Raw genomic sequence first — 25,714 nt, forward strand, 5'->3', positions numbered from 1 at the left:
TGCAGAAGCCTCGTTTTTATGCTTTCTGTATGCGTTATTATGCTGTGGTGAGACTGTGGGCTCCAAGAACTCGAGCGAGATTTCTTGACACAGTGACAGGAAGGTGTTATAATACACCTATACCCCGTGGGGGTGTATAAATTAACTTTACGCGGATCCGGGAAAGGAGAATCCAGGTGAAACAGCGTTTTGATGTAACGGGGATGACATGCAGTGCGTGCAGTGCCCACGTGGAAAAGGCTGTGCGCAGCTGCGGCGTGGATGGCGTATCGGTGAACCTGCTGCAAAACAGCATGACGGTGGATTACGACGCATCCAAGCTGACCTCCGGTGCGATTATTCAGGCAGTGGAGGACGCGGGTTACGGCGCGTCTGTCCATGGAATGTCGGAAACAGTGAGAAAGGATATCCCCAATGAAGGGGAAAAGGAGGCAAAGGCCACCCGTTTTCGGCTCAAGGTGTCGATTGCATTCCTGATCCCGCTGATGTATGTCTCCATGGGTCACATGATGGGGCTTCCTCTGCCATCCTTCCTGCATGGAACGGAAAACGCGCTGGCCTTCGCATTTACCCAATTCCTTCTGGTTCTTCCCATCCTGTTTGTCAACCGTAAATTTTATCAGAACGGCTTTAAAAGCCTGTTCAAGGGAGCACCCACTATGGATACCCTGATTGCAATCGGCTCCGGGGCGGCCCTGGTGTATGGGATCTATGCGATTTACTGTATTGGATGGGGACTTGGGCATGGTGACTGGGGGTTGGTGGATCAGTATTCCATGGACTTGTATTTTGAATCCGCCGGAACCATCCTGACGCTGATTACGGTCGGTAAATTTCTGGAAGCAAGATCCAAGGGCCGGACCTCGGACGCGGTTTCCCGCCTGATGAACCTGGCCCCGAAAACGGCACTGCTCCTGCGGGAGGGGGAGGAAGTGGAAATCCCTCTGGAGCAGGTAAAGCCGGGAGATGTGCTGATTGTCAAGGCAGGGGCTTCCGTCCCGGTGGACGGGAAGCTTCTGGAAGGCTCCGCTGCCGTGGATGAATCAGCCTTTACCGGAGAGAGTATGCCGGTGGAAAAGAAAGTGGGAGACAGTCTGACAGGCGGAACGATCAGCAAATCCGGATGGATGAAAATGGAGGCCGCGCGTGTCGGATCCGATACCGCTTTGGCGCAGATTATCCGCTTGGTGGAGGATGCCAATGCTACGAAAGCGCCGATTGCACGGATTGCGGATAAGGTGAGTGCTGTCTTTGTCCCCGCTGTGATGGCAATCGCCGCAGTGGCGGCGGTGGCATGGCTGCTGGCCGGACAGTCGCTGACCTTTGCACTGTCGATCGGCATTTCCGTATTGGTAATTTCCTGCCCGTGCGCGCTTGGTCTTGCCACACCGACCGCCATTATGGTAGGGACGGGCAAGGGAGCGGAAAACGGGATTCTGTTTAAAACGGCGGAAAGCCTGGAAACCATCCACTCCGTGGATACCGTGGTGCTGGACAAGACGGGAACGGTTACACAGGGCCGCCCGGAGACAGCGGGAATTTTTCCTGCCCCAGGAGTGGCGGAAGAGGAACTGCTGCTGTGGGCTGCTTCCGTGGAGCAGCGCTCCGACCATCCTCTTTCCCTTGCCATCCGGGAACGGGCAAAGGGAAGGGAGCTGCTGGACGCAGCGGAATTCCGCACGGAGGAAGGACGCGGCGTGTCGGCTCTGGTGGACGGCAGGCGTGTTCTGGCGGGCAACCGCCGGATGCTGGAGGAAAACGGTGTCGATCCGGCGCCCCTTGTCCGGCAGGAGGAAGAGCAGGCGGCCTTGGGCCGGACTCCACTCTATTTTGCCCGGGAGGGACAGCTGCTGGGCCTTGTCTCTGTGGCGGATCGGGTAAAGCCGACCAGCCGTCAGGCGGTGGAAGAGCTAAGGGCGCTCGGAATTGATGTGGTGATGCTGACGGGGGACAACCGGCGCACCGCAGCCGCGATCGGAAAGGAACTTTCCATCCCGCATGTTGTCGCGGAGGTGTATCCACAGGATAAGGAGCAGGAGGTCCGCCGCCTGCAGGAGCAGGGCAGGCGTGTGGCGATGGTTGGGGACGGCGTGAACGATGCGCCCGCGCTGGCCCGCGCGGATGTGGGAATTGCCATCGGCGCGGGAACGGATGTGGCGATCGAGTCGGCTGGTGTGGTGCTGATGCGCAGTGATCTGATGGACGCCGTTTCCGCCATCCAGCTGGGCCGCGCTGTGATCCGGAATATCAAGGAAAACCTGTTCTGGGCCTTTTTCTATAACAGCATCGGGATTCCCGTGGCAGCCGGTGTGTTTTTTACGCTTTGGGGATGGAAACTGAACCCTATGCTGGGCGCCGCAGCCATGAGCTTGAGCTCCGTCTGTGTTGTCTCTAATGCCCTGCGGCTTCGTTTCTTCAAACGAAAGCAGCATGGGAATACTGCCCTTCCGCCTGTGGAAACGGAGCTTCGCATCCCCAGGGAGGAGCAGGAGACACATACAGTTTCCCATAAGGATTTATCTGAACAGAAAGAAGGAGAAAGTACCATGACAAAGACGATGGAAATTGAAGGCATGATGTGCGGCCACTGTGTCGCTCATGTAGAGAAGGCACTCAACGCGATTGATGGTGTGCAGGAGGCCAAGGCGGACTTGGAGAACAAGTGCGCCACGGTAACGCTCACAAAGGATGTGGATGACAGCGTTTTGGCGAATGCAGTCACAGAGGCTGGATACGAAGTCAAGGGAATTCGCTGATCGTTTGAGGATTGCGTTATGAGAGCGGATAAAGCAAAAGTGTCCCGCTTGCTGAAAACAGCCCGGGGGCAGATTGACGGCATTTTGAAAATGGTGGAGGAGGACAAATACTGCATTGATATCCTCAACCAGATCATGGCGTCGGAAGCGGTGCTTCGCCGCGCGCAGCGCGAAGTTCTGCGGGCGCATATGGAAGGCTGTGTCACAGAAGCATTTGCGCATGCGGACGAAGCGGAGCGGGCGGAGAAAATTGAAGAAATCATCAAAACAGTTGAAAAAATGGAGCGTTGAACAGGGCGCGCTGGGGATTGGCTTTCCCCGGCGCGCCTTTTGGTTTGTTTCTGTGGGGATTGGTAAAAATGACCCCAAATTTTCTTGCATTTGATTGTGAAATCTGTTATAATTATTACGTTAAAATATTAACAAAACTGTCTCAAATTTGTCTCATGTAAGAAAAGTTGATTGAAAAGGAAAAGGAGGAAACAGCACCTATGATGGAGGTTACCATTTGTATTGGCAGCTCCTGCCATTTGAAGGGCTCCAGAGACGTTATCTCCATTTTGCAGCGCCTGATCGCGCTCAACCGTTTGGAGAGCGAAGTGGAGCTCAAGGGATCGTTCTGCATGGGGGAGTGCATGAACAATGGCGTCTGTGTCTGCATTGATGGCGAGCGATTCAATGTTACTCCGCTCGGAACGGAGGAATTCTTCAAGACGGAAATCATGAAGCGGCTGGAAAAGTAAGCTTTTGGTCATCATTATGGATGGAGAAGGAGTTTTCACATGAGTATTATTGGCTTGAAAAAGGCAAATTGCAAAAACTGTTACCGGTGTGTCAAGGTCTGTCCTGTCAAATCCATCCGGGTGGCGGACGGACAGGCGACCATCATTGATAAAAGCTGCATTCTGTGCGGCACCTGTCTGGAACGCTGCCCACAGAATGCCAAGACCCTGATCAGCCACAGAAAAGCGGTGGAGGAGCTTCTGCGCTCCGGTGCAAAGGTGATCCTGTCCATAGCACCCTCGTATTACGGCTGCTTCCATGTGGAGGATCCGAAGAAATTTGCGGGAGCGGTCAAAGCGCTTGGCTTCACCGGCGTGAGCGAAACAAGCGAGGGAGCGGCCTATGTGACCGCGGAATACCACCGGCTCATGCAGGAAAACAAGATGAAGAACATTATCACCACCTGCTGCCCGTCCTTTAACCGTTTGGTGGAGCTGTATCACCCTGATCTGGTGGATCAGCTTGCGCCCGTCGTTTCCCCGATGATTGCCCACGCCCGTCTGCTCAAGCAGCGTTTCCCGGATGCGCGTGTGGTGTTCTGCGGACCGTGCATCGCGAAAATTGACGAGGCGGAGGATGTGCGCCATAACAATGAAGTCGACGCTGTTCTGACCTTTGAGGATCTGATAGAAATGCTGCATGACGCGGGTGTTTCCATGGAGACGGCGGAGCCCGCCACCTTCCTGAACAGCAGCTCCAAAATCCTGCGCATGTATCCTGTCAATGAGGGGATTCTGGCTTCCCTGCGCCAGCTTGGCGATGTGGGGGATTGGCGTTTCCTCAGCGTTTCCGGTACGACGGAGAGCAAGGATCTGTGCAAGGCTCTTGAGGAGGGTTGGCTGGATCACTGTGTGATCGAGGTCAACGCCTGCCGCGACGGCTGTGTCAATGGCCCCGCGTCCGGCGTGAAAAACCACGAGCGCTTCTCCAGCAGCGTCAGTGTACGCAAATACGCGATGGAGGACTGTGACGAATATCCCGTTCTGCGCGATACCATTTCCATGCACAAGCAGTTCCTGGATCGCTCCCCGAAGGAGGAGATCCCGGACGAGGATACCATCCGTGCCATTCTGGCCAAGATCGGCAAGCATGGTCCGGAGGATGAGCTCAACTGCGGATCCTGCGGCTATCCCACCTGCCGGGAAAAGGCGATCGCTGTGTTCCAGGGGAAGGCAGAGCTGGAAATGTGCGTGCCGTATATGAAGGAGCGCGCCGAGTCCTTTGCCAACTGCCTGCTGACGGAAACGCCGAATATCACCATCATGGTCGACGAAGAACTGAATATTGTAGAGTTTAACCGTGCGGCGGAGAAGGTGTTCCGTATTTCCCGCGCCGAGGCGCTGCAAAAGTGCATTTATGAGCTGATGGATCCGAGCGATTTCGAGTTCGTGCTGACCAGCCATCAGTCCATTGCGGATAAGAAGGTGGTGCTCAAGGAGTACGGCATCACCACACAGCAGAGCCTGGTGTATGTGGAGAAAAACAAGATTGTGATCGGCATCTTCAAGGATATCACGCAGGAGGAAAGAAACCTCGAAAACCAGTACAAGGTGCGCGCGGAGACCATGGAAATGGCCCAGAAGGTCATCGACAAGCAGATGATTGCCGCTCAGCAGATTGCCAGCCTGCTTGGTGAGACGACGGCGGAGACCAAGGTTACGCTGACAAAGCTCAAGAACATGATCGTTTTCGATTCCGATGAATCGTAATCCGCTCAGAATGAGACGACACGACTTCATCTTCAGGAGGGAAGCGAATCATGAAAATACATATTGACGCCGCGTTCAAGAGCATCAACAAGAATAACGAGGAGCTCTGCGGCGATAAAGTGCAGATTATGCGCACGGAAAACTCCACGATTGCCGTGCTGGCGGATGGACTGGGCAGCGGAGTGAAGGCAAATATCCTTTCCACTCTGACCAGTACTATTATTGCCACCATGCTGCAAGGCGGGGCGAGTGTGACGGAGGCAGTGGAAACGATCGCCGCCACCCTGCCGGTGTGCAATGTCCGCAAGCTGGCGTACTCCACCTTCAGCATCGCGCAGGTGTTTGACGATGGCCGTGTGGATCTGGTGGAATTTGATAATCCCCCGTGCATCTTCATCCGCAACGGCGAGGTGATGGATCTCAGCGACTGCTCGGAGCTCAAGGAATGTGCGGGAAAAAATGTGACGGAAAGCCACTTTACCATGATGTCCGGAGACGTGCTGGCCCTGGTAAGCGACGGCGTGGTATACGCCGGTGTGGGGCAGGCGCTCAATTTCGGCTGGAACTGGGATAATGTCTCGTCCTGGCTGGCAAAGACGGTGGGGAAGGAAAGCTCCGCGCCGCGTCTGGCGGTTTCGCTGATTGAAGCGGTTAATGAGCTGTATATGGGCAAGCCGGGCGACGACTCCACTTGTCTGGTGCTCAAGGCCACGCCGCGCTGTGTGGTCAATATGCTGGCCGGCCCGCCGGTGGATAAGGCGGACGATAACCGGATGGTCCATGATTTCATGACCTCTCCCGGCAAAAAGGTGATCTGCGGCGGCACCAGCGCGAATATTGTGGCGCGCGTGCTCAACCGCAAAATTGAAACAACGCTCAATTATTCGGATCCGACGCTTCCTCCGACCGGCAAAATCCAGGGGATCGATCTGGTGACGGAAGGTGTGCTGACACTTTCCCGCACGGTGGAAATTCTGCGGGATTATCTGAACCATGAGACAGATTCGTACTATTTCCGCCGTCTCGATGAAGATAATGGCGCGGCAAGGATTGCCAAAATGATTTTGGAAAACTGCACCAGCCTGAAAATTTTTGCGGGACGCGCCATCAATCCCGCTCACCAGAACCCGGGTCTGCCTGCCGATTTGAGCATCAAGATGCAGCTTCTCGATCAGCTTGCTTCGCTGGTCAAGGAGCTTGGCAAACCGGTGGAAAAGACCTATTATTGACAACGGCTTCAGTCCAGGACAGTCTGTGAAGGACGGAAAGGTGTGGATCCATGCAATACGATAATGACGCAAAACAAATGAAATATCAGGTGCTGCGCAGCGTGGCCAAATATTCTTACGAGGGTACGCTGGAAGAGCACATCAACGACATTCCCTATGACATCATCCCCGGCCCGCTGCCAACCTACCGCTGCTGTATATATCGCGAGAGGGAAATTATCCGGGAACGGATTTCCAGCGCACACGGCGAACTGCTGCCTGGCCAGCCGGAGCGCGGGATCGTGGGTGTGCTGCCCGCCGCCTGCGAGGGCTGCCCGATCAGCCGCTTTACCGTGACGGATAACTGCCAGCGCTGCCTGGCGAAGAAATGTCAGGCGGCCTGCCCGTTCGGTGCTATTTCAATCACCGGCAAGGGCGCGTACATCGATCCCTCCAAGTGCAAGGAATGTGGGCGCTGCGCCGCGGCCTGCCCGTATAATGCCATCTCCGATACGATGCGTCCCTGTATGCGTGCCTGCCCGGTAGGGGCGATCAGCAAGGACGACTATAACCGCGCACAGATCGATTACGGCAAGTGCATCAGCTGCGCGGCCTGTGTGTCCGGCTGTCCGTTCGGCGCTATCACAGATCGGTCGAACCTGGTGGCTGTGATCGAGGCGATCCGCAAAAAGGAAACCGTTGTGGCAGCGTTTGCTCCCGCGATCGAAGGCCAGTTTGGAGACGCAAATGTCGGCATGCTCAAGGCAGCCATCAAAAAGCTTGGATTTTCCAGTGTGGTGGAGGTAGCGCTCGGCGCGGATGCAACGGCTTGGCACGAGGCGCAGGAGCTCAAGGAAGCAATTCAGAATCAAATGAAGATGACAACCTCCTGCTGTCCCGCTTTTGTGGAAATGATCGAGAAGCATTTCCCGAAGCTGATTCCGAACATTTCCCATACCGGTTCGCCCATGACGCTGACAGCGCGGTATATCCGGGAAGCGGATCCGCAGGCCAAAGTGGTGTTTATCGGTCCCTGTGTGGCGAAAAAGCTGGAAATCCAGCGGGTAGAGGACAGCGCTGACTATGTTCTGACCTTTGAAGAACTGGCCGCGATGTTTGACGCTATGGGCATCCGTCCGAACGAGCCGGCGGAAAACGAGCAGGATGGAAGCAAGCTGGCGAAGGGCTTTGCGCAGAGCGGCGGCGTAGCTGCGTCCGTCTCCGAGGTGCTTGAGGAGGAGGGCTTTGAACTGCCTTACAGCTGTGTGAAGTGCAATGGAGCCAAGGAGTGCAAGAAGTTCCTCATGATCATGAACGCGGGCAAGATGCCGGAGGATATCCTGGAAGGTATGGCCTGCGAGGGCGGTTGTGTGGCAGGCCCCGGCGGGGTGGAAACGCTGCAAAAGCTCCTGCGTGCGCGCACCAAGCTGGTTGCCGCGGCGGACAACCGTGGGATTGCGGAGAACATTCAGCAGCTGCATGATTTCTCCAAGATCAATATGACCGTGCACCGCCATCCGTAATTTTTCCGTACCGCTTCTGTAAAATCCCGGGAGCACAAGCTTTCTGTGTTCCCGGGATTTTCTCATGAAAGCGGTGCTGTTTATGCTATGGCAGAGTTTTTTAAATGTTTCTAAAGAATCCCACTTCTTCCTGTACCTGAGATCGGCCCTATGCTATAATACGGTTACAAAAAAGCGCCGAACGGGACGCGGCAAGGAGTGTGCGGCAGTTATGTCAGGTCCGATTGAGATCCACAGAAGAACGGAGCAACGCGAAATACAAGAAGAACAGTGCACCATTCTGCAGCCGCTGATCCAGGAACTGAGGGAGCGTCAGCAGCAGGAGGCAGGGCAGGTGCAGACGCTGTATCAGCAGTTCATGGGGCGTCTGACCGCGCTGCCCGAAAATGTGCCTGTCGCAGAGGGAGCTCCGATACGGGAAGAACAGGCGGTCCGCAAAGAGCGCAAGCGGCGAGAAAAGGAAGCAAAACGTGAATACCGGGAACAGGGGAAGCGTGGGCGATTGCTCTTCTTGGAAGAGGGGCGTGGTCTTAAAATCCTCCAAAACGGCGATTCTCTGAAAAAGTGGGGAGATGCCAGAACCAAGCACATCGAAGTGTATATGATTCTTCCTGAGCAGGCGGAACGGGTGAAGCCTCTTCTCAGCCGGGAAGCGGTGGATCTTGTTTCCCGCGGCCAGGCATTTTCCCTTTGTGCGGTGGAGGATAGCGAGGTCTGCGGCGCCGTTTGCGCAAGATTTTCCCAGGGAAGAGAGGACGCGGTGGAGTGGATCAGTTTCTATGTCGCTCCTTCACACCGGCGGCGCGGAATTGGCGGGACGCTGCTTTTGGAGCTTCTGGATGAGCTGATGGACTTTATGGGAGGAGAACTCTGCCGCATGGAGGTTGTATTTTCAGAGACGGCAGAAGGAATAGCGGAACTTTTGCAGGCAGCCAGTTTTTCTCTGGAAACGGAGAAAACAGCCTGCGCATGGCGGATTTCTGTTGCTGCACTCGCGGATGCTCCTCTTTTGCAAAGGAATCCTTCTTTTCCGCAGGGGTTGTTTTCGTTGGAATCGCTCGACCATTATCAAAAGAAGCAGATTTATCATAATTTGAAACGGTATGACGCCGATTATCTTTCCATGGAGGAACTGGCGCATGCACATCCCAAACTGAGCTATGTCCTGATGGGAACGGGGAACAGTCTGGATGCCTGTTCCATATTGGATACACAGGAGGAGGGGGTGTACTGTCTCCGGCAGTTTTTCTGCACACGAAACCATACCACCGCGGCTCTGCCTGTGCTGCAAGCGAGTGCGCGGGCACTTTTGGCGTTTTGTCCGGGAGAAGCAGTGCTGGAAATCCCGACCGTTACAGAGTCAGCTGTTCAACTGGTCCAGCATCTGCTTCCAAAGAAAACCATTTGCCAGCATATGGTACATGCTGTTTTGGATTTGCATGAAAGAAAGGGATTGCTTCACGGGCTGTTTGACTGCCGTGAGCAAAAACAGAGGGAGGAATAAAAATGGACAAGGGAAAGCTTTTATTTTCCGGATATAGTGGGAATGAGGATGAGATCCGTCTGATGGAGTGGACACAGGAAGGGCTTGCCGAAAAAATAAGCGTACGGCATGGGGGAAACCCTTCGTTTTGCTGCCGCTGGCAGGATCGTTTATATGCGGTGTCGGAGCTGCCCGAGGGAGCGGCGATCGTTTCCTACGATCTGCGGGGAGATACCCTCTCTCCACTGGAAAAGCTTGCTCTGCCGGGAAGGAAGGCGCTGTGCCATCTGACGGCGGTGAATGGTGTGATTTTTGGAAGCTGCTACGAGAGCGGGCATTATTTTGCAGTGGATGCGGATTTGACACGGGTGCTTTGGGAATTTTTGCCGTCCGGTACGCCGCGTGCCCACTGGGTGCAGCCTTTGCAGGATGGGATCTGCCTTGCGGATCTCGGCAACAGCCGTCTGTACCGCTTTCCGCTTTCCGGAGGACTGCCGGAGGGGGAAGCCCAGGTGATTTCCCTGCCCGAGGGCAGTGGGCCGCGCCAACCGATCCCCCTGCCGGATGGCGGTTTTGCCGTTGTCTGTGAGCTCGATGGGATGCTTCGCTTTTTTGACCAAGAGGGCAGCTGTGTACAAACGCTTCCCGCCAGCGGGACTGGTCTGGAAAACGCACCCGGCGGCGGATGCGTCGTGGGGAATGTTCTGTTTGTCGGAAACCGTGGGCCGAATACCGTTTCCGCTTTCCGCCTGACAAAGGAAGGAGCCGTTCTAGCTGGGGAATGGGAAACCGGCAACTGGCCGCGCCATCTGGCGTTCGTGGGAGAAGATCTTCTGTTTGCCGCCTGCCAAAGAGGAAACAGCGTCTGGCAATATCGCTGGGATGGAATCACGCTGACAAAGCAGACGGAATACCCTCTGCACCAGGCGTCCTGTGTACTGGCGCTTTGAGCAAAAAGGCAGGTTTACTTTTGTCGTACTTTTTTCGTATGGGGAATGAAGTGTACAAACAAAGCGGCGCGATCTTGGGAAACATTTCCCGCGATCGCGCCGCTTTTCTGCCTTATACAGGTGGAAACCCGTTCTGATAGTTCCCATAGGTACATTTTCTGAACCTTGTGAATTGTCAGGCACACAGGCGGACAGCGGAAGCTGTCCGCCTGTTGTGTTTTATGCCAGCAATCGCTTGATTTCTCCGATGTCTGTAATCTGCTTTGTGATGTTTGGCGCGTGTTCCCCCTCCTGCATGGGGCTGTCCACTCTGCCGATGTCTCGGTACACGATCCTGATACTTTGTCCTGCGGAGCGGGAATGCTTTTGGCTCCGTTCACCCACCTCGATCCGCTGGATGAAGAGCCGCAGCAGTTCCGGCGTCAGTTCGTCAATGGTAGTGTACCGTTTGGCCTTCTCAATGAAGGCGTCCACATTGGCGGCTGAGGCTTTCAGCTTCTCCAGTTGTTCCTCCTTGACTGGAATGGCGACAGACAGATTTTTTTGCTCGGCGTTGTAGTCTGCGGAGAGCATGCGGAACTGTTCATTGGTCACCCGTCCCAGAACATTGTCTTCGTAGAGACGCTTGAACAGCGCGGACAACTCATCGTATCTCCGACGCATAGAATCCAGTTCCTTCTGCAGACGGTTGATCTCTCGGCGCAGTTCTGCAGTGTTCCTCTGGTTGATATACTGGGCGAACTGCCGCTCTTTCATCCGTGCGAAGTGTGTGACTCTGCGCAGGTCATCCAGCACGATGGCTTTCAGATCCGCCTCCCGGATCTGATGGGGTGAGCAGGCGCTTTTCCCGCGCTTGCTGTAAGTTGAACACCGGAAATAGTACTGATCCTCCCGCATCTTTTCCGTCCGACAGAGCACCATGTATTTTTTGCAGTCGGCACAGTAGACCAATCCGGAGAACAGATTGGGTTCCTCCATGTGCTTGGGTGGCCGCCGCTTGTGCGCCCGCACATCCTGCACGATCTCCCAGACCTCCATAGAGATGAGCGGCTCATGGGTGTTCTCCACCAGGATCTGCTCGCTCTCCGGTTTCTGGATCTGCTTTTTATTTTTGTATGAGAGCGTTGTTTTCTTCATGTTGAGCGTGTGCCCGATATAGACCTTGTTCTCCAGAATGTTGGCTACGGTTTTTCCGCACCAGGTGTAGGGACGGGTGATATCCAGATTGGTACAAGCAGCTCCGGTAGTCTGATAGTACTGGTTGGTCGGATTCAGAACCTGATCTCTGGTCAAAATTCTGGCGATCTGGTTCGGCCCCTTTCCCGACGCGCACAGATCAAAGATCTGACGCACGATGGGGGCGGTTTCCTCGTCGGGGATAATCTCCTTGGAGTCCTTGTCCTTTTTCTTGTAGCCGTAGGGCGGTTTGCCGCCCAGCCGCTCTCCGCGCTCCGCCTGCATTTTCTTGATGGCGCGCACCTTCTTGCTGGTGTCCTTGGCGTGGAGTTCGTTAGCCCAGTTACGGATGGGGTTGAAGTCGTTGCTGCTCTCCACCAGGGAATCCACGCCATCATTGACCGCGATAAAGCGGACACCCTTCTCAGGAAAGTAGATCTCCGTGTACTGTCCCACCTGAAGGTATTCTCGTCCCAGACGGCTAAGATCCTTGACGATGATGGTCTCCACCTCGTCCCGTTCCACCATTTCTATGATTTTCTTCCAGGCCGGACGGTCAAAGTTTGTACCAGAGTAGCCATCGTCTGCCAGGAACAGCGTGTTTTCAAACCCATGATCCGCTGCGTACTGTTCCAGGAAGAGTTTCTGGTTGTGGATGGAGTTGGACTCTTTCTGCCGGTCATCCCTCTGCCGCTCATCCTCCTGACTGAGTCTTCCGTATAAGATATTGTATTTTTGGCTTGCCATATATCTGTAACCTCCTTTTACTGGGGCAAGCCGGTATGGGGTACGGACAGTATACCCCACCGGCCTGCACAAGTCCACGGAAACCTTACGCACTGTGGGCTTCCTTCTTTAGATCTTTGTCAATGAGCGAGAGCAGCTTGTCTGTGGGTGTCGCTGTGGCAGCCATTGGGAACACAGAGGTCACATGAAAGACCTTCCCTCCAATGAGCATCTCCCGCTGAGTGATGTTGTAATCGTCCTGGTGCTGGTAGCTGGTGTCACGAAAACTGGTCAGTACCTCTCCGCTTTCCGTTTCACGCAGCAGTGCTCTGCCTGGATCGTATCCGCCCAGCATGCCGGTGTCACGGTACTCCTCATATGCCTTTTTCATGGCGCTCCTTTCTCCCGAAACCAATTCGGGCAACAAAAAAGCAGACCGTCACATGGTCTGCTGCCAAGTCTGTTCTTCTTCGTGATCGTCCTCCTTGTGACCGAGGGCGATTTTCTTTTGTCGTTCTTTCCGGAGGGCCTTGCTGTCGGTGTGGTGGTGCGTAGTGGTAGCGTCCATCACAGGAGCAGGCCCCTGGCCGCGCTCAAGAGCGTGTCCAAGCTGGACCACACCACCCACAGCACCAGCCCAGTCAGCGCCAGGGCCGCCAGTCCCAACAGCAGACTGGTCCATGGAATGTCCGGCAGACTCAGTCTGGGCAGTCTGATGCTGGACAGAGAAAAATGCCTCTCTTTCTGTTTCCCAGCCTGTTCGCTCATCTGCTCCAGATGCTTCACCGCTTTCAGCAGTTCGCCCATCTGCGTCCGAGTCGGAAACTGCGCCAGCAGTTCGCTGATCTTCTTCAGATAGCCAGTCTGTCTCTCGGTGTGGTACCCCAGTGTGTAGAGGCTGCTCAGCAGTTCCTCCCACTCCGCTTTCGAGGGATACACTTCGGGAGGCGGTGTCAGCTCCTGTGCCGGAGGCTGCGGCGTGGTCTGTACCATCTGCGTAGGTCGGTTCTTTTCCAACAGCTCGTCCATAGATAATTTCTTTTCTGATCCTGAATTCATATTCCATATTCTCCTTCAGATATTTGTCCCCGAACAGCAGGCGGTCACGGCACTGCCAGCCGCTGGGTGTGGTGTAGGTGATATTCCGTCGGGACGCTTCCCAGCGCACCTTGTAGCCCTCGCTCTCCATCAGTGCAATGAACTCCTCACGGCTGGATGCGTGGCGCATACAGTCGTTGATGATGTTCATGAGCTGCAGCTTTTTGCTCTGGCCACGGGCTGCGGTATGATATTCGCCAATCGTCATGGCTTTCGTTTCCTGCTTCCTATCCTTGGGCTTGAACACAGGAAGAGAAAATTCCATGCAGACCTGATCGTTGCGCTGCCACAGTTCCTGGAGCTGCTCTTTTGCGATATGCAGTTTCTTTCCCGTATCGAAGTTGACCGAGTTGATGAGGAAGTGAGAATGGATGTGTTCCCGGTCTGTGTGGGTACAAACCAGAACTTCATATCCCTCATAGTACTCAGCCAGCTTTAATGCCGCCGCATGGGCGGTGACCGGGTCGACCACTTCGCCTTTCGGAAAGCTCTGCACCATGTGGTAGAAAAGTACGCCCTCGGTTTTGTGATACAACCGCTTGGTGGTCATGAAGTCTGCGTAGACAGATTCCGGCTGGCAGTTGATGCCTGTGACCAACTGTTGACCGTCACACTCGGTTTTCTTGTTCTGCATGGTGTACCGCATCACGGCTCCCATGCATCCGGTGGTCTGTCCTCGCTTGTAGTTAGTGAAGCTGATGATCGCCATTTTTCACCACCGCCTTCGTTCCAGAATCAACCGGACAGCGGCGCAAAGTTCAGAGAATGTCTGGCGTACACCGTCCAGGTTGATCACCGTGACACGTCCCATGTGCGCCAGGGTGACGAGTTGATTCAGATTTCTGCCGATGGACTTCAGCTCCTTCAGCACTTCTTTCAGTCCATCGACGACCACAACCTGCTCTCCGAGACAGCAGGCTGTCACATAATCGCTCATGGACATTCCGGAGCGTTTCGCCAATTCCTTGATGGCCTCCCGGTCTGCGGATGCCATCCGAGTACTGAACTTGATATCTTTTTTCATGTCGTTTCCTCCAGTCTTTCGTAAAATGGGGTGTGGGGCAGCGCCCCGCAAACAAGCGGAAGGCGGGCGGCGGCTGTGCCGGTGACCAGACAAACGCGATGCTGGCCCTCGTCGGAAGCGACTGCGCATCCGTCGCTTCCGACCGAGGTCAAAAGCTCCCTCGCTCCGTGCTTCCTCCTCTCCCCAGCGAAACCGCTTTGCTGGGTTTCGCCGGGGGCCCCTTTTGAGGTGATTCTCCCGCGCCGAACCCCCGCGCTCCTCCTTCCGCCACAAGCGGCCCAACACGGCGTTTCTTTTGCTTTGCGGGAGTTTACTCGCCGCACCTGGAAACCGCCCGCAAATCGCCGCACAGCGCCTCGACAGGGTCGATAGGGACGATTTCTGCGGCACCCTCCAAATCGACACTATCGGCACGACGAAGCTCAATCACTCGCTTCCCGTTGCTGCGGCGCACCGTTGCCTGAATCTCATTTTTTCTTAGGGCCTCAACGCTTTGCAGGATCAGCCTTGAAATCTTTTTGGGCGTTATCCCTTCGGACTTATCAGGGTCGATCTTTTCAGAGAGCTCCGTGGGAGTGCCGATAAATATTGTTCTGGTGCTCATAAATGCAGAGAGGAGAACGACGATCCGATCCTCACGCAGCACGGGTTCTTCTCTGCTGTCCGAACCCAGCTCCCACACATTTTCCTCGCTGCGGCGAAGCTCCAGTTCCCGGTATTCGATGTCCCGGCCCACGCAGGTCAGTCTGGCTCTGCCGCTGCCCCGCTTTTCTTCCACCAGGGTGAAGCTGGAATCCACCGCGCCGCTGATGGCGGTGGTGCCGGATATCCGGTGGAACACATCTTCCGCCTTTTCCTTGCGCAGATGGTGGATGAGCAGGATGGCAATGCCGTGCTTGTCCGCCAGCCGCTTCAGCACAGACAGATCCCGGTAGTCGTTAGCGTAAGTGGCATCGTGGATCGGACGAACCATCTGCAGGGTATTGATGATGACCAGCACGGTGTCGGGGTGTGCGGCGATAAATGCGTCCACCTGTTCCTCCAGCCCCTGACCGATGAGGGCACACTCCGTGCAGAAGTGGACGCTGTCTGGTGCGTCCTCGGTGATCTCAAAGAGTCGATTCTGGATGCGGAGGACGGAATCCTCCAGACAGAGATAGAGAGTGGTGCCCTGCCTGGTGCTCATGTTCCAGACCGCTTCTCCCTTGGCAACTGTCACCACCAGCCATAGAGCAAGCCAGGACTTGCCCACCTTTGGTGAGCCAGCCAGGATGTGCAGACCCTGAGAGATCAGGGTATCCACCACAAAATTGGGCGGCTCCAGCGGACGATCCATCAGGGTTCTGCCGTCCACTGTGATGAGGGGATGGTTCATTTTGTTGTTCATGTTTGGTACCTCCATTTCAAGAATTTGAATACAAAAAGCTCCCACCTCAAAAGAAGTGGGAGTAGTATTCATTTTGATTTTGAAATGGTTTATGGTAGAATGGAGCAAACGGAGGTGAGCCAATGGCGACCTATCAGATCTACGAACTCTCTGCCCGGGCGGTGATGAGTTATGCCGCGGAGCAAGACGGTGTTTACACCTTTGCTCTGAACCGCAGTGCCACCGAGCACTGCAAGGTACCGGGTGCCAAGCACGAGCAGGACAGCTGCGCTATGTTCCATCAGCTGATGTACCAACTCCACGGGGAGGGTTGGCGGGAGCGTAGCGATGAGAAAGTCACATCGCTTTCCGATGTGCTGTTCTATATGGACTTCGCCGGAATCTTTGACCGGCGCGGAACCGGAAAGACGCAGCAGGCCCGCCGGGAGAAGGCCAGAGACATGTTCCGCCCCGAGGGGATCACCCTGGACTTCGGCAGCGGCCCGCACCGCTATGTGGCCTTTGAGCGCTCCGCCAGCATGAGCCGTCAGTCCCGCCTCTCCTTTATCCGGGCGGATCTGTATGAGCCCATGCGCCAGCGGATCATGCTGAATATGGAGCTGGACCGATGCCAGCTCAGTAAACTCTACGCCTACAACGGTCTCATGTTCTCCAGCGGAACCCGGGTGGACGGCATCCGCATTGACAAACCTCACCGGGTCATCGTCATAGACAATCCAACCAAGAGAGTGGAGCGAGCCCCTGTCATCACCCTGCGGGAAGACAGAGAGCCGGGAACCTTCTACCGGGCAGATACACTGGAAGCTCTGGACATCACCTGCTTTGACGGCGTGGGCCTTATCTCCAAAGAGTATGCGGAGGTAGTGGACAAGGCTTGCTGCGGCAGCCACACCCACACCTCCTTCCAGATTCGGATGCCCTACATCAAGGGGATGCTCCATCAGGTGGATTTCAAGGACTTCTTGAAGAGAAGCGGCACCCAGAGCATCGTAGACATCTGGGGCAAGTCGCACCCTGTCCGCAATGTAGACATCATCCTCACCCGAAGTCAGTTCAAGGCATACGGATGGCTGCGGGAGAACGGTATGACCTGGGAGGACTATTGGGACGCCTTTCGGGACTACAATCACGCCCTGTACATCACCAACCTGAGCAAGACGGAGCCGGAGAAACTGGTGGAGCTCAACTACCAGTTCCTCTCCACCCTCTCCATCCAGCCGGAGGAGTTTCGCCCCGCCGACCTGCCGGAGGGCTGGAGCCACAGTCCAGAGGATGACCCCCGGCAATGGCTGACCAAGGCCACCGAGACGGCCTACTATAACTTTCGTGCCAATGAAGCATATCAGCAGGAATACTTTCGCCGGGGCCTGAGCCAGTCAAAAGGAAGTCGGGCGAACATCATGGCCCGGGTGTTGGAGACGAACCCGAAGTTTATCCGGGAACCTATCTACGCGGAACAGCTGGATGGGCAGGCCCGGAAGATCCTCCGAGGCTACGCCGTTGGGCGGTTGCTGGTGCCAGGGGACAACCGCTTCCTCTCCGGTGATCTTCTGGAACTGCTGCGGCAGTTGATCGCGCCCCGTGTGTTTCAGTTGCCCGGTGAGCGGGACTTCTGCAATCAGGTGATGGGAGACTTCTTTGCGGAGGACAGTTTCTTTGCTCCTGGTGCAGTCTATGACCACGAGGACAGCTGTACTCTGCTCCGCAATCCCCACATTGCCCGGAACGAGGAATTACAGCTGTCGGTGTATCCGGGGGGAGACGCACTGCGCCAGCATTACCTGGGCCATCTCACCGATGTGGTCATGGTGTCTGCAGACAGTTTGGCGGCGGAGCGGCTGGGCGGTGCCGACTACGACGGCGACCTCATCAAGACCATTGCCGATCCCATCCTGAACCGCTGTGTGAAGCGGAACTATGATTACGATGTCCATCAACAGCTCTCCAACAACGCCAACTTGCCCCTGCTGAAGATCCCCTCTCTCTCCGCACCCAAGTCCGACGCTAACGACTGGCAGGCTCGGTTTCAGACGGTGGAGAACACCTTTGCTGCCCGCATCGGACAGATCTGCAACGCCGCCCTGGACCGCAGCGTCATCGCCTACAACGATCACGCCGACCCAGAGGAGCGCAAGCGGTGCCGCCGGGACTTGGAAGCCCTGGCCATCTACAGCGGACTGGAGATAGACGCGGCCAAGACCGGTGTGCGGCCCAACCTGGATGAATTTCTGGGCGGACGGAAGGTAAAGCGCACTCCTTTCCTCCAGTACAAATATCTGTTGGAGCGTGCGGAGGAGCGCCGCCGTGCATGGTATGAGCCCACCCACCGAGAGCGTCTGGATGCCTTCTTTGCCGGGATCGACTGGGACACGGTGGACTCCCCGGTGGAGCGGCTGCCCTGGCTGGCCCGCCAGCTGGAGCGCAATACGCCCAAGATCCAGGAGAAGCCGGCAAAGGACAGCGAATTGTTCGCTTTCGCCCAGGAGCGAAGCTGGAAGAGGTTGCTGGATGAGAAAACGCTTTCTTCTGTTTCTGCCTTGCTGTGGGACTACGAGCACTGCCTCTCCCGCATCCGAGCTTGCCGTGCCCCCGCCAAGGGACAGCAGCGGAAAACAGACATTGACCGCATCCTCTACGCCAGAGGGCAGGAGGAAGTCTGCGACAGCGACGAACTGTACGCCTTCTTCCAGCAGCTCTCTCCGGAGCGTCTCTCCGTTCTGCGAAAGGCCATCGTAGAACAGCAGTGGCACCTCATGACAGAAGAACAGAGAGAAACATTTCTGCGGGAGTATCTGCCGGAGGCGGCAGACTACTACGATCTCCTGACCGACTTCCGTCACAGCGGATTCCGCATGCTGGGAGATCTGGTCTGTGATGTGGACGATCTGGCGACAGCCCGGGAACGGAAGCAGCTCCGCCGCCCGGCGGACTCCCCGGCCTTCCAGAAGATGATGGAGGCCTATCTGTCCGCTCCCTTCAGCGGCAATGAGCGGGCCGTGGTGTCCAAGGTCTGCCGCAAACTGCTGAACAAGATCGTCCGGCCCAGCCTGGCAGTACCCTATGTGGTGGCTCTGGACAAGCGGAACCTTCTGTGGGACCTGCTGCCGGACCACATCGAGGAACATGTGCTGGAGGTGGACCATGCTGAATGAGTGGAAGGAGTTTCAGGACTACACCGGTGCGGTAACCTACACCGCCCGGAACAAGCAGGACACCACCTATCTGGGTCGCTTCACCTTCGACACCATCCTGGATTTCGAGGGGCTCAACCGGGTGCTGACCACCCTGGCAAGAGGATTTCTGTTTCATAATGAGGATGGCAGCCCAGCCGAAGCGCCCCGGGAGCGCATCGACTATGCCAAGCGGGGCCTGTGCGCCTGGTGCAGTGTGCCGGACAGTAAAAAAGCCACGCCTCGGGAGGCGTGGCAGTTTGGCAGTGATTTTGGGGAACTTCATTCGGAATTCCCCGGCCTCGTGGATGAAAACGGCAGCGGATGGTTCCGTAGGCATGTGCATCGGGTGGCAGCCTTTGTGCGGGAAAACCCGGAGAGGGTATCCAGCAGCGCCCAGAAGAAGTGTGCTGCCATTGAGAAGGGCTTTGATGGAGCCTGGCAGGACAAGGTGATCCAGATGCAGATCCCTCTGTTTGCTCCCACCACCAAGGGGCAGTGGGGATTGCGGTTTGACAGTTTTCTGGCCCAGGCTTTGGAACTGGGGCCGCTCCGTGCTGAGGAACCGGAACTGCCGCCTGCGCTGGTGGAGCGGCTCCACAGCCTCACGCCCAAGGGCGTTCCAGTGGAGATGGTTGAGACGCTGGCAGCCTACTACCTTGCCAATAAGCCGGAGGATTCCGACTGGGTGGTGCTGCCGGTGGCCAACTTTGACGCGTACTTCGGCACCACCAGCTTTGGGCGAAAGTATCTCAAGCAGATCCCAGAGACCATCATGGAACGCTCGGAGACCGGCTTTGGGCTGTGTCGGTATCGGCTGGGTGAAGGCGTTGTAATCGAGTAGATAGAATCAGGCATCCATCTCCGCTTCTTCCGCTGGAGATGGATGCCTGACTCTTTCAAAGGACATCGATACCGTACCGGTGATCTTTACAACTACCTTTTGTGGGCAAATACAACATTTTGCTTGCTGAACATCTCTCCACAGAGAAGTTTGTAGGCAAGCTCTCGGGTCAATCTGTTCCCAGATGGTAAAGAAGTCTATCCTGCCACCTCAAGCAGTTTCTGGTTTACTCTTGTCTGGACCTCGATATAGTATGCGGTTTCAGCAGTAGTCATATCTTCAGCTTCCCACTTATCAAAATCAGAAACAAAATCCGCATACTCTTCCATGTACTTTGCGTAATCCGCAAGCAAGCTGAGATCCGTTCCATCAGATTCAGAATACTTCTTCATAAATGCACAATACTCGTCCATAAATTCTTCGTAGCTATCCATAGCAGCCTTGAAATCGGGGTCCAACCCATCAGGGTTGCTATTGGCCTCCGGTTCATTGCTGGCTGGTTGGTCAGTGTTTTCTGGAGTTGTTTCCTCAGCGGGTGCGCTGTCCGGTTCAACTTCTTCTGTGGGGGGTTGCTCATCTTCCGAAGGGGCATCAATACGAACAAACATAATATTGTTGCCCTTATATTCGATACTGACATGGTATCCGTCAGCATTGTCAGCACGATAGTATATGTCGCCCTTATCGTAGTCCACATTGAATCCCATATCGGAACAGGCAACAATATATTCGTCATAGTCTTCTTGGGAAGTTTCGCCGATATAAACGCAGAAGCTATCGTCGTGTTCAAACTCAAACTTACCAACTGTGGATTTAGGAGTAGGTAATAGCTTTCCGGCTGTACCTGTGGGCCAAGCGATAATACCCATCTCCATCGGTGCTTCAAGAGTAATTGATAGATTTTCACCGATATGACTCATATCCAGTAAATATCCCTCGGCGTTGTACGCCTTGTAAGAATAGGATTCTTTTTGTGAATCAACAGAAAAACCTTTGCTGATGCAATCATCAAGGTAATCATTGTACTGGGAATCGGAAACACCATCCAGGGAGACCCAAAGTTGTTCATCAGAGTTTTCGTACAAAGTCCCTTTTAGGGAAGGTGGCTCGGAAATCATGGTTCCAAGTACCATTTCAGGCCATTTGATCTTATCTCCGCCACCGCCACCAAACAGGGTTGAGATGGCACCAACTACAACAACGACAGCCAAAAGAATAAACCACCATCTCAAATACAAGGGCTTTTTCTTCTTTTTCTTCATTGTGTATCCGTTCTGAACAGGGGGTACCTGATAATTGGGGGTTGCTTCTTGCTGCGGAGGTGGTGGAGGAGTAGGACTTTCTATCTCTGCTTTCGCTCCACACTCCGGGCAAAACTTACCCTCAAATTCTGTACCGCATTGTTTGCACTTCATGAAAATATCCTCCTTTGCAGATATTTATAGATTGCCTTATTCAACGGGTGGGACAGGGGGCATCATGGTACTGAACAGGCCCTTCAATTCGTCCACAGTACCAGCTTTAACCCACTGTGCCATTCCGTTTTTCCACACCAAGCTATCCGCAGTAAGCCGCCCGGTTGCTGCCATCTGTGCAAGAACAGAAAGCTCAAAAGGCCCGGTTGCTTGCCCATTCGTCGCAACATGGTATGCCACTGTCGGAATCGGAGGGGGGACTACTCCCGGTTGAGGGGGCTGGCCCATTCCGCCCATCATGTTATTCATCGCTCCGGCAATATTCTGCCCGACAGCACCACCAACGGCCATACTGGCCATCATAGCAGCCATATTGAAACCTTCGCCACCGCCGCTCAGATTTACATCACCAGCACCGTTGGCTCCCATTTGACCAAGTGCTTGTGCACCGGCAACGCCAACCTCTGCCTGTTTTTCCACCTGAAAAGCACCGATATTGGCCGTCTGCGTCTGCTTGTGCATAGCGTACTGGCCTTCCTCACGCTGGATGCGAAGCCGTTCCACATAGTCCTGTGTTTCCGCTTCGATTCTGGTTGCGGTAATATCTTTTGTGACGGCCATGAGTTGACGATAGCCCTCACTGCTTTTGTCGATCTCAATCGCTCCAATGTCAACACCGGAAACCAGGACGCCAAAACCTTCTTTGAGCCGTTCACTGATGTCATATTCTACGGCATCATTGATTTGAGCCGTTTTAGTTTCAATTTGAATGACGGGAATATTATTGGCTGCCGGAGCGTTGGCCACAGTATCTTTCACATAACGGATGACTGCATCTCGGATTTGCTTCTGAAAATCATCCAGACGGAAGCCATTCAGTCTATGAAGTTTAATAAACTCTCTATAATCCGCAATGCGGAAACTAACTGTGCCTCTGACAGCCACAGGCACTCCAAAGTCTGCAAACCGAGGATCATAAATGTCAAAGAACGGGACGCCAAACTTAACCTGAATGATTTGGGCAAGGTTAATAAAATAAACCTCTGCCTGGAACGGTGTACCGCCGTCATAGGCTAATCCAATGATGCTTGCCAAGACGGGAAGGTTTTCCGTCTTGATAATTTCATCATACGGTCCCTCTATGTAGTCCTGCATGACACCATTTTTCTGGTTATATACAAAGACTGCAACCTCGCCGTCTTTCACACGGAGAGAGGAACCCCAACGAATGGCATTTTCTCGATTGTTATTTCCAGGTTGTGATCCAGCCGGATGCCATTTCCAGATTAGGTAGGATGGTTCATCACAGCGGATTTCATCCATGAAGCCACCGGCCTTGGTTTTATTATCAAACAACCCCATTCCCAACACCTCCAATAAATCAGTTAATTTCTCATGCTATGGTATGTAATCACGATTGGAACATCTGCATCAAACTTTTTTATGAAATAGGATGAAAGGGATTTGCCGTTGATTGTAATTTTGTCAACCGTACCTGGCCTATTTCTCACCCCAAAAGTCAAATCATTCAGCGGAATCGAGCGGACATTTCTAAAACCAGCTTGAGCAAACATTGTTTCAATTACAACATAATTTTCTGATGTTCCTTCAACAATAGCTGGAGGCACTTTTATTTTGTCCTCGTAGGTTTCGGAAATGCTTTCCGAGCCGTTGCTTTCTCTCTTAGCCTTTTTTGCCTTCTTTTCAGTCAGATTGTATGCCACACTCAAAATAATTGCATCAAAAATAATGTCTATTCCAGCAAACTGTCCATTGAACAGCCGTATCAAATTAAAAATGACAAGAAAAACAGCTATGATGGCAAACACAGGATTTGGCATCGCATGGAAATAGGTCTTAACCATATTGCCCGCATTGGCTGTCGAATGCGATATTTTCTCAAGTGCAATGGTCTTTTCTGTTCTTTCATAGATTTCTTCTATCTGAGTGAAAGCAGGATCATTTTGCAAGCTTATCTGCGCTTTTTGATATGTTTGTTCAAACTTCGCAATCCAGGCTTCAAAAACCCAATCATCCGGTTCGCCACCAATATTGGATGACGCTAAGATCATGAATTCGATAATATCTTCCTTGGAGTTCGGAATTGGATAATTTCGAATCATCATTGCTTTTTGTTCAGCGGTAACCGCTCTATTTAACTCCCAATAGAGCTTCTGTACCGAGCTTGTTGCAGCCGAGCCTCTCAATTCATAACCGCAAGAAGGACAGTTAACCACAAAAGAGTCTATTATCTCACCACAATTCGGACATTTTCGGATTTCTCCATCGTAGAAAGTTTTCCTTTCGGTGCTTTCCGGCTTGTGGTGTGGAACGATTGCTGCTCCACAGTTAGTGCAAAATTTTGTCCCTTCTTTTATCGCATGTCCGCAATTCACGCAAAAAGGCATGATATATACCTCCCAAAACACAATTAAAAATCTTCTTGACGCACAGCATCACAAATATCGCCGATATTACAATCCAGATAGTCGCATATCCTCAGTAAAACCGAAAGAGCAACTTCTTCGTTGTGGCGCATCTTTGTCATAGTGCCCGTAGCAATGCTTAGGTCTTTTCTTAATGTTGCGGGAGATATTTCTTTTTCTATGAGTAGTATCCAGAGCTTTTTATAGCTCACACGCATCCCCATATATGCAGCCTCCTTTAACTAAGCTGCAAATCGGCAACATGCTACCTCTTAAATACAGTAGCATATAAATGACAATTTGTCCACACGATTTGCTAAATTCTGAAATAAATATCGCAACTTCTTGCGAACCCCAAATGCTCATTCGGCAATCTTGTCATTTTCTTCTGGTATGAATTCCAGAATATCATCAACTCCGCAGTTGAGTGCACGACAAATCTTTTCGATGCTTTCCAACGACACATAGTTATTGCGCTTCATTCTGGTGATAATATTGGCACTGAAACCTGTATGCTCCATCAACTCTGAATTGGTCATGCCTTTATCAATCAAAAGATGAAATAGCCTCTTGTAACTTATCGCCATAATTGACCTCCTTAACGCTATTATATATCTTATCACGAATTCGTGAATGAATCAACACAGGCACAAGTGGCAGAATGCTTTTCGGAAGCGTATTTACATAGATTCAAGTTTCACAGTAACATATTTTTCTACCGTGTTTTGAGAAAATAAAGTGACTCATTTCGAAAAACACATCATATAAAATCAGAGCTTGTGGTACTCCACAAGCTCTGATTTCTCCCATACACGGCGTTAAGCCCCATAGGTCCACATTGTGTACCTATGGGGCTTAACCCTTTGGCGGTTTCTTTATTTCACAAGAGTGTTCAGATTACGGTCGTCCGCAAAGTTTGCAGTGCTGTAAAGAATGAGCACATCGGTAAAATCTTCCTGTTCCATAAATTGCTTTACCCCCAGATTGAAGTAGCGCAGATCAATCAGTGTGGTTTTCTCAAAATGATTGACTGCGAAAGGGGCGAAGCAATGGGAATACGAGTCCTTGACAATCAGCAGGCGGCGGCCCGGTTCTCCGGAGGACGCCGTGATCTCCACCATGGGATTGTTCCCGCCAAGGAAGTAGGAGTATTTGTCTTTCCCTTCCAGCTTTGTCTCATCATACAGGGAGTCGCTTTCCCACTCTCCCAGGTTGAAGGTAAGATGGTAGAAAATCGGACTGCGCGGTGTATAGCGGATGATACTGTCCGGATAGACCGGGAGATTGATTTTGGAATGGGTTGTGCCATAGAAGTCATCCGCCACGGTTTCCTCTGAAAAATCATCGCGTGCGTAGGGAGTCAGCCCGCAGCTTTCCGCCCATTCCTCATAGCCATAGTAAGCACCAAGCGTCGTCCAGTGGTGATCCGTGCGGTAATAGATGGGTTCTTCCTTGTGCGATTGAAGCACAGGGAGCAGATTGAGGAAGGTTCCCTCAGGGCAGAGCTCCTCTGCCTGCGCCAGCATCCCCGCCTGATCAAAGTCGGTGGCAAACGCGGGCATCCGGTTGTCCAGCACGCCGCTGGCCGTGGGAACCAGCATCACTCTCACATGCTCCTCTCCCAGCTTGTCCACAGCGTCGTGTGTGAAGGAGGAAAGCTTTTGCAGATTATCCTGAATCCGTTCCTCCGAGAGCGTCCCTTTGTATTTGTCAATCAGCCACCCGTTTTTTCCAAAGAACACATTGTTAATGTCCTTTTTTCCAAGCAGCAGTTCCGTTCTCGTTTTGAGGGAGATCCACTCGTCGCGCACGGGAAATTGATCTGCCAGGTATTTTTCATAGTTTTCCGAAAAATCCCCGCTGAGCAGTGTTTCTGTGCTCAGCTTGGGAAACTGGGCAAGCGTGCGGTTTTCATTTTCTGAAAAAACACGTACCGGGCGCAGTAAATTCCAGGCGGAGATCGCCGCCAGCAGACACAGGAACACGCCGATGGGAAGCCATGCACCTATTTTTTCTTTCATATCGGACGCCTCCTT

At 53.6% G+C, this 25,714-nt stretch carries 22 protein-coding genes; 10 read left to right on the forward strand and 12 right to left on the reverse strand.

The window, feature by feature from the left end; all coding sequences use genetic code 11:
• The first annotated feature begins 176 nt into the window (after positions 1-176).
• From B5F35_RS02290 to B5F35_RS02325, 8 genes are all read left to right on the forward strand, one after another.
• Positions 177-2,756 (forward strand): heavy metal translocating P-type ATPase, encoded by a 2,580-nt coding sequence (locus tag B5F35_RS02290; RefSeq protein ID WP_087237673.1) that lies wholly within the window; start codon positions 177-179, stop codon positions 2,754-2,756.
• Between the two features lie 18 nt (positions 2,757-2,774).
• Entirely contained in the window at positions 2,775-3,047 is a 273-nt protein-coding gene (locus B5F35_RS02295; protein WP_087237675.1) for a metal-sensing transcriptional repressor, read from the forward strand.
• Between the two features lie 200 nt (positions 3,048-3,247).
• Complete coding sequence (locus tag B5F35_RS02300; protein ID WP_442856416.1) at positions 3,248-3,499, forward strand: (2Fe-2S) ferredoxin domain-containing protein; 252 nt, start codon at positions 3,248-3,250, stop codon at positions 3,497-3,499.
• Positions 3,500-3,538: 39 nt separating this feature from the next.
• Positions 3,539-5,248, forward strand: coding sequence for a [Fe-Fe] hydrogenase large subunit C-terminal domain-containing protein (locus tag B5F35_RS02305; protein ID WP_087237677.1), 1,710 nt, complete (start codon positions 3,539-3,541; stop codon positions 5,246-5,248).
• Between the two features lie 50 nt (positions 5,249-5,298).
• Positions 5,299-6,477 carry a SpoIIE family protein phosphatase gene (locus tag B5F35_RS02310; RefSeq protein ID WP_087237679.1) on the forward strand — a complete coding sequence of 393 codons (1,179 nt, stop codon included), beginning with the start codon at positions 5,299-5,301 and terminating at the stop codon, positions 6,475-6,477.
• A 50-nt stretch (positions 6,478-6,527) separates the two neighbouring features.
• Positions 6,528-7,979 carry a 4Fe-4S dicluster domain-containing protein gene (locus B5F35_RS02315; protein ID WP_087237681.1) on the forward strand — a complete coding sequence of 484 codons (1,452 nt, stop codon included), beginning with the start codon at positions 6,528-6,530 and terminating at the stop codon, positions 7,977-7,979.
• Positions 7,980-8,190: 211 nt separating this feature from the next.
• Positions 8,191-9,483, forward strand: coding sequence for a GNAT family N-acetyltransferase (locus B5F35_RS02320; protein WP_162611304.1), 1,293 nt, complete (start codon positions 8,191-8,193; stop codon positions 9,481-9,483).
• A 2-nt stretch (positions 9,484-9,485) separates the two neighbouring features.
• Entirely contained in the window at positions 9,486-10,412 is a 927-nt protein-coding gene (locus B5F35_RS02325) for a lactonase family protein (RefSeq protein WP_087237684.1), read from the forward strand.
• A gap of 219 nt (positions 10,413-10,631) precedes the next feature.
• Here B5F35_RS02325 and B5F35_RS02330 read toward each other — a convergent pair whose 3' ends face one another.
• The 6 genes from B5F35_RS02330 to B5F35_RS02350 all read right to left on the reverse strand — a co-directional run bounded on the left by B5F35_RS02330 (position 10,632) and on the right by B5F35_RS02350 (position 15,823).
• Complete coding sequence (locus B5F35_RS02330) at positions 10,632-12,335, reverse strand: recombinase family protein (RefSeq protein WP_087237686.1); 1,704 nt, start codon at positions 12,333-12,335, stop codon at positions 10,632-10,634.
• 85 nt (positions 12,336-12,420) lie between these two features.
• The gene (locus B5F35_RS02335; RefSeq protein WP_087237688.1) at positions 12,421-12,705 is read right to left on the reverse strand and encodes a hypothetical protein; all 285 of its coding nucleotides are present in this window, start codon (positions 12,703-12,705) and stop codon (positions 12,421-12,423) included.
• A gap of 48 nt (positions 12,706-12,753) precedes the next feature.
• Positions 12,754-14,121, reverse strand: a complete 1,368-nt coding sequence (locus B5F35_RS02340; protein WP_087237690.1) for a relaxase/mobilization nuclease domain-containing protein — start codon at positions 14,119-14,121, stop codon at positions 12,754-12,756.
• Positions 14,122-14,124: 3 nt separating this feature from the next.
• Positions 14,125-14,436 carry a plasmid mobilization protein gene (locus B5F35_RS02345; RefSeq protein WP_087237692.1) on the reverse strand — a complete coding sequence of 104 codons (312 nt, stop codon included), beginning with the start codon at positions 14,434-14,436 and terminating at the stop codon, positions 14,125-14,127.
• Positions 14,433-14,588, reverse strand: a complete 156-nt coding sequence (locus tag B5F35_RS18630) for a hypothetical protein (protein WP_162611305.1) — start codon at positions 14,586-14,588, stop codon at positions 14,433-14,435. The genes B5F35_RS02345 and B5F35_RS18630 overlap by 4 nt, the downstream gene beginning before the upstream one ends.
• Positions 14,589-14,746: 158 nt before the next feature.
• Positions 14,747-15,823 (reverse strand): AAA family ATPase, encoded by a 1,077-nt coding sequence (locus B5F35_RS02350; protein ID WP_087237694.1) that lies wholly within the window; start codon positions 15,821-15,823, stop codon positions 14,747-14,749.
• A 122-nt stretch (positions 15,824-15,945) separates the two neighbouring features.
• On the opposite strand from B5F35_RS02350, the gene B5F35_RS02355 reads away from it, so the two are divergent.
• A complete protein-coding gene (locus B5F35_RS02355) occupies positions 15,946-18,975 on the forward strand; it encodes an RNA dependent RNA polymerase (protein ID WP_242969365.1) in 3,030 nt (1,009 codons plus the stop codon).
• Complete coding sequence (locus B5F35_RS02360; RefSeq protein WP_087237696.1) at positions 18,965-19,837, forward strand: hypothetical protein; 873 nt, start codon at positions 18,965-18,967, stop codon at positions 19,835-19,837. Before B5F35_RS02355 ends, B5F35_RS02360 begins: the two co-directional genes overlap by 11 nt.
• Before the next feature lie 197 nt (positions 19,838-20,034).
• Here B5F35_RS02360 and B5F35_RS02365 read toward each other — a convergent pair whose 3' ends face one another.
• The 6 genes from B5F35_RS02365 to B5F35_RS02390 all read right to left on the reverse strand — a co-directional run bounded on the left by B5F35_RS02365 (position 20,035) and on the right by B5F35_RS02390 (position 25,699).
• Complete coding sequence (locus B5F35_RS02365; protein ID WP_087237698.1) at positions 20,035-21,252, reverse strand: DUF6591 domain-containing protein; 1,218 nt, start codon at positions 21,250-21,252, stop codon at positions 20,035-20,037.
• Positions 21,253-21,288: 36 nt separating this feature from the next.
• Positions 21,289-22,614, reverse strand: a complete 1,326-nt coding sequence (locus tag B5F35_RS02370) for an SPFH domain-containing protein (protein ID WP_087237700.1) — start codon at positions 22,612-22,614, stop codon at positions 21,289-21,291.
• Between the two features lie 23 nt (positions 22,615-22,637).
• Positions 22,638-23,660 (reverse strand): zinc ribbon domain-containing protein, encoded by a 1,023-nt coding sequence (locus B5F35_RS02375; protein WP_242969366.1) that lies wholly within the window; start codon positions 23,658-23,660, stop codon positions 22,638-22,640.
• A 23-nt stretch (positions 23,661-23,683) separates the two neighbouring features.
• Complete coding sequence (locus tag B5F35_RS02380) at positions 23,684-23,896, reverse strand: helix-turn-helix domain-containing protein (protein ID WP_087237861.1); 213 nt, start codon at positions 23,894-23,896, stop codon at positions 23,684-23,686.
• Between the two features lie 144 nt (positions 23,897-24,040).
• Positions 24,041-24,265 (reverse strand): helix-turn-helix domain-containing protein, encoded by a 225-nt coding sequence (locus tag B5F35_RS02385; protein WP_087237702.1) that lies wholly within the window; start codon positions 24,263-24,265, stop codon positions 24,041-24,043.
• A 288-nt stretch (positions 24,266-24,553) separates the two neighbouring features.
• Positions 24,554-25,699, reverse strand: a complete 1,146-nt coding sequence (locus B5F35_RS02390; RefSeq protein ID WP_087237704.1) for a DHHW family protein — start codon at positions 25,697-25,699, stop codon at positions 24,554-24,556.
• Positions 25,700-25,714 lie beyond the last annotated feature (15 nt).

The sequence above is a fragment of the Anaeromassilibacillus sp. An200 genome (genome assembly GCF_002160025.1).
Lineage (GTDB): Bacteria > Bacillota > Clostridia > Oscillospirales > Acutalibacteraceae > Caccousia > Caccousia stercoris.

What these genes read in the sequence shown, in the direction of transcription:
- B5F35_RS02355 (WP_242969365.1), top strand. Translation starts at nt 15,946, where the DNA reads ATGGCGACCTATCAGATCTACGAACTCTCTGCCCGGGCGGTGATGAGT.
- B5F35_RS02375 (WP_242969366.1), bottom strand. Translation starts at nt 23,660, where the DNA reads ATGCCTTTTTGCGTGAATTGCGGACATGCGATAAAAGAAGGGACAAAA.
- B5F35_RS02390 (WP_087237704.1), bottom strand. Translation starts at nt 25,699, where the DNA reads ATGAAAGAAAAAATAGGTGCATGGCTTCCCATCGGCGTGTTCCTGTGT.
- B5F35_RS02315 (WP_087237681.1), top strand. Translation starts at nt 6,528, where the DNA reads ATGCAATACGATAATGACGCAAAACAAATGAAATATCAGGTGCTGCGC.
- B5F35_RS02320 (WP_162611304.1), top strand. Translation starts at nt 8,191, where the DNA reads ATGTCAGGTCCGATTGAGATCCACAGAAGAACGGAGCAACGCGAAATA.
- B5F35_RS02330 (WP_087237686.1), bottom strand. Translation starts at nt 12,335, where the DNA reads ATGGCAAGCCAAAAATACAATATCTTATACGGAAGACTCAGTCAGGAG.
- B5F35_RS02340 (WP_087237690.1), bottom strand. Translation starts at nt 14,121, where the DNA reads ATGGCGATCATCAGCTTCACTAACTACAAGCGAGGACAGACCACCGGA.
- B5F35_RS02310 (WP_087237679.1), top strand. Translation starts at nt 5,299, where the DNA reads ATGAAAATACATATTGACGCCGCGTTCAAGAGCATCAACAAGAATAAC.
- B5F35_RS02295 (WP_087237675.1), top strand. Translation starts at nt 2,775, where the DNA reads ATGAGAGCGGATAAAGCAAAAGTGTCCCGCTTGCTGAAAACAGCCCGG.
- B5F35_RS02370 (WP_087237700.1), bottom strand. Translation starts at nt 22,614, where the DNA reads ATGGGGTTGTTTGATAATAAAACCAAGGCCGGTGGCTTCATGGATGAA.
- B5F35_RS02365 (WP_087237698.1), bottom strand. Translation starts at nt 21,252, where the DNA reads ATGAAGTGCAAACAATGCGGTACAGAATTTGAGGGTAAGTTTTGCCCG.
- B5F35_RS02385 (WP_087237702.1), bottom strand. Translation starts at nt 24,265, where the DNA reads ATGGCGATAAGTTACAAGAGGCTATTTCATCTTTTGATTGATAAAGGC.
- B5F35_RS02335 (WP_087237688.1), bottom strand. Translation starts at nt 12,705, where the DNA reads ATGAAAAAGGCATATGAGGAGTACCGTGACACCGGCATGCTGGGCGGA.
- B5F35_RS02305 (WP_087237677.1), top strand. Translation starts at nt 3,539, where the DNA reads ATGAGTATTATTGGCTTGAAAAAGGCAAATTGCAAAAACTGTTACCGG.
- B5F35_RS02300 (WP_442856416.1), top strand. Translation starts at nt 3,248, where the DNA reads ATGATGGAGGTTACCATTTGTATTGGCAGCTCCTGCCATTTGAAGGGC.
- B5F35_RS02325 (WP_087237684.1), top strand. Translation starts at nt 9,486, where the DNA reads ATGGACAAGGGAAAGCTTTTATTTTCCGGATATAGTGGGAATGAGGAT.
- B5F35_RS02350 (WP_087237694.1), bottom strand. Translation starts at nt 15,823, where the DNA reads ATGAACAACAAAATGAACCATCCCCTCATCACAGTGGACGGCAGAACC.
- B5F35_RS02380 (WP_087237861.1), bottom strand. Translation starts at nt 23,896, where the DNA reads ATGCGTGTGAGCTATAAAAAGCTCTGGATACTACTCATAGAAAAAGAA.
- B5F35_RS02360 (WP_087237696.1), top strand. Translation starts at nt 18,965, where the DNA reads ATGCTGAATGAGTGGAAGGAGTTTCAGGACTACACCGGTGCGGTAACC.
- B5F35_RS02345 (WP_087237692.1), bottom strand. Translation starts at nt 14,436, where the DNA reads ATGAAAAAAGATATCAAGTTCAGTACTCGGATGGCATCCGCAGACCGG.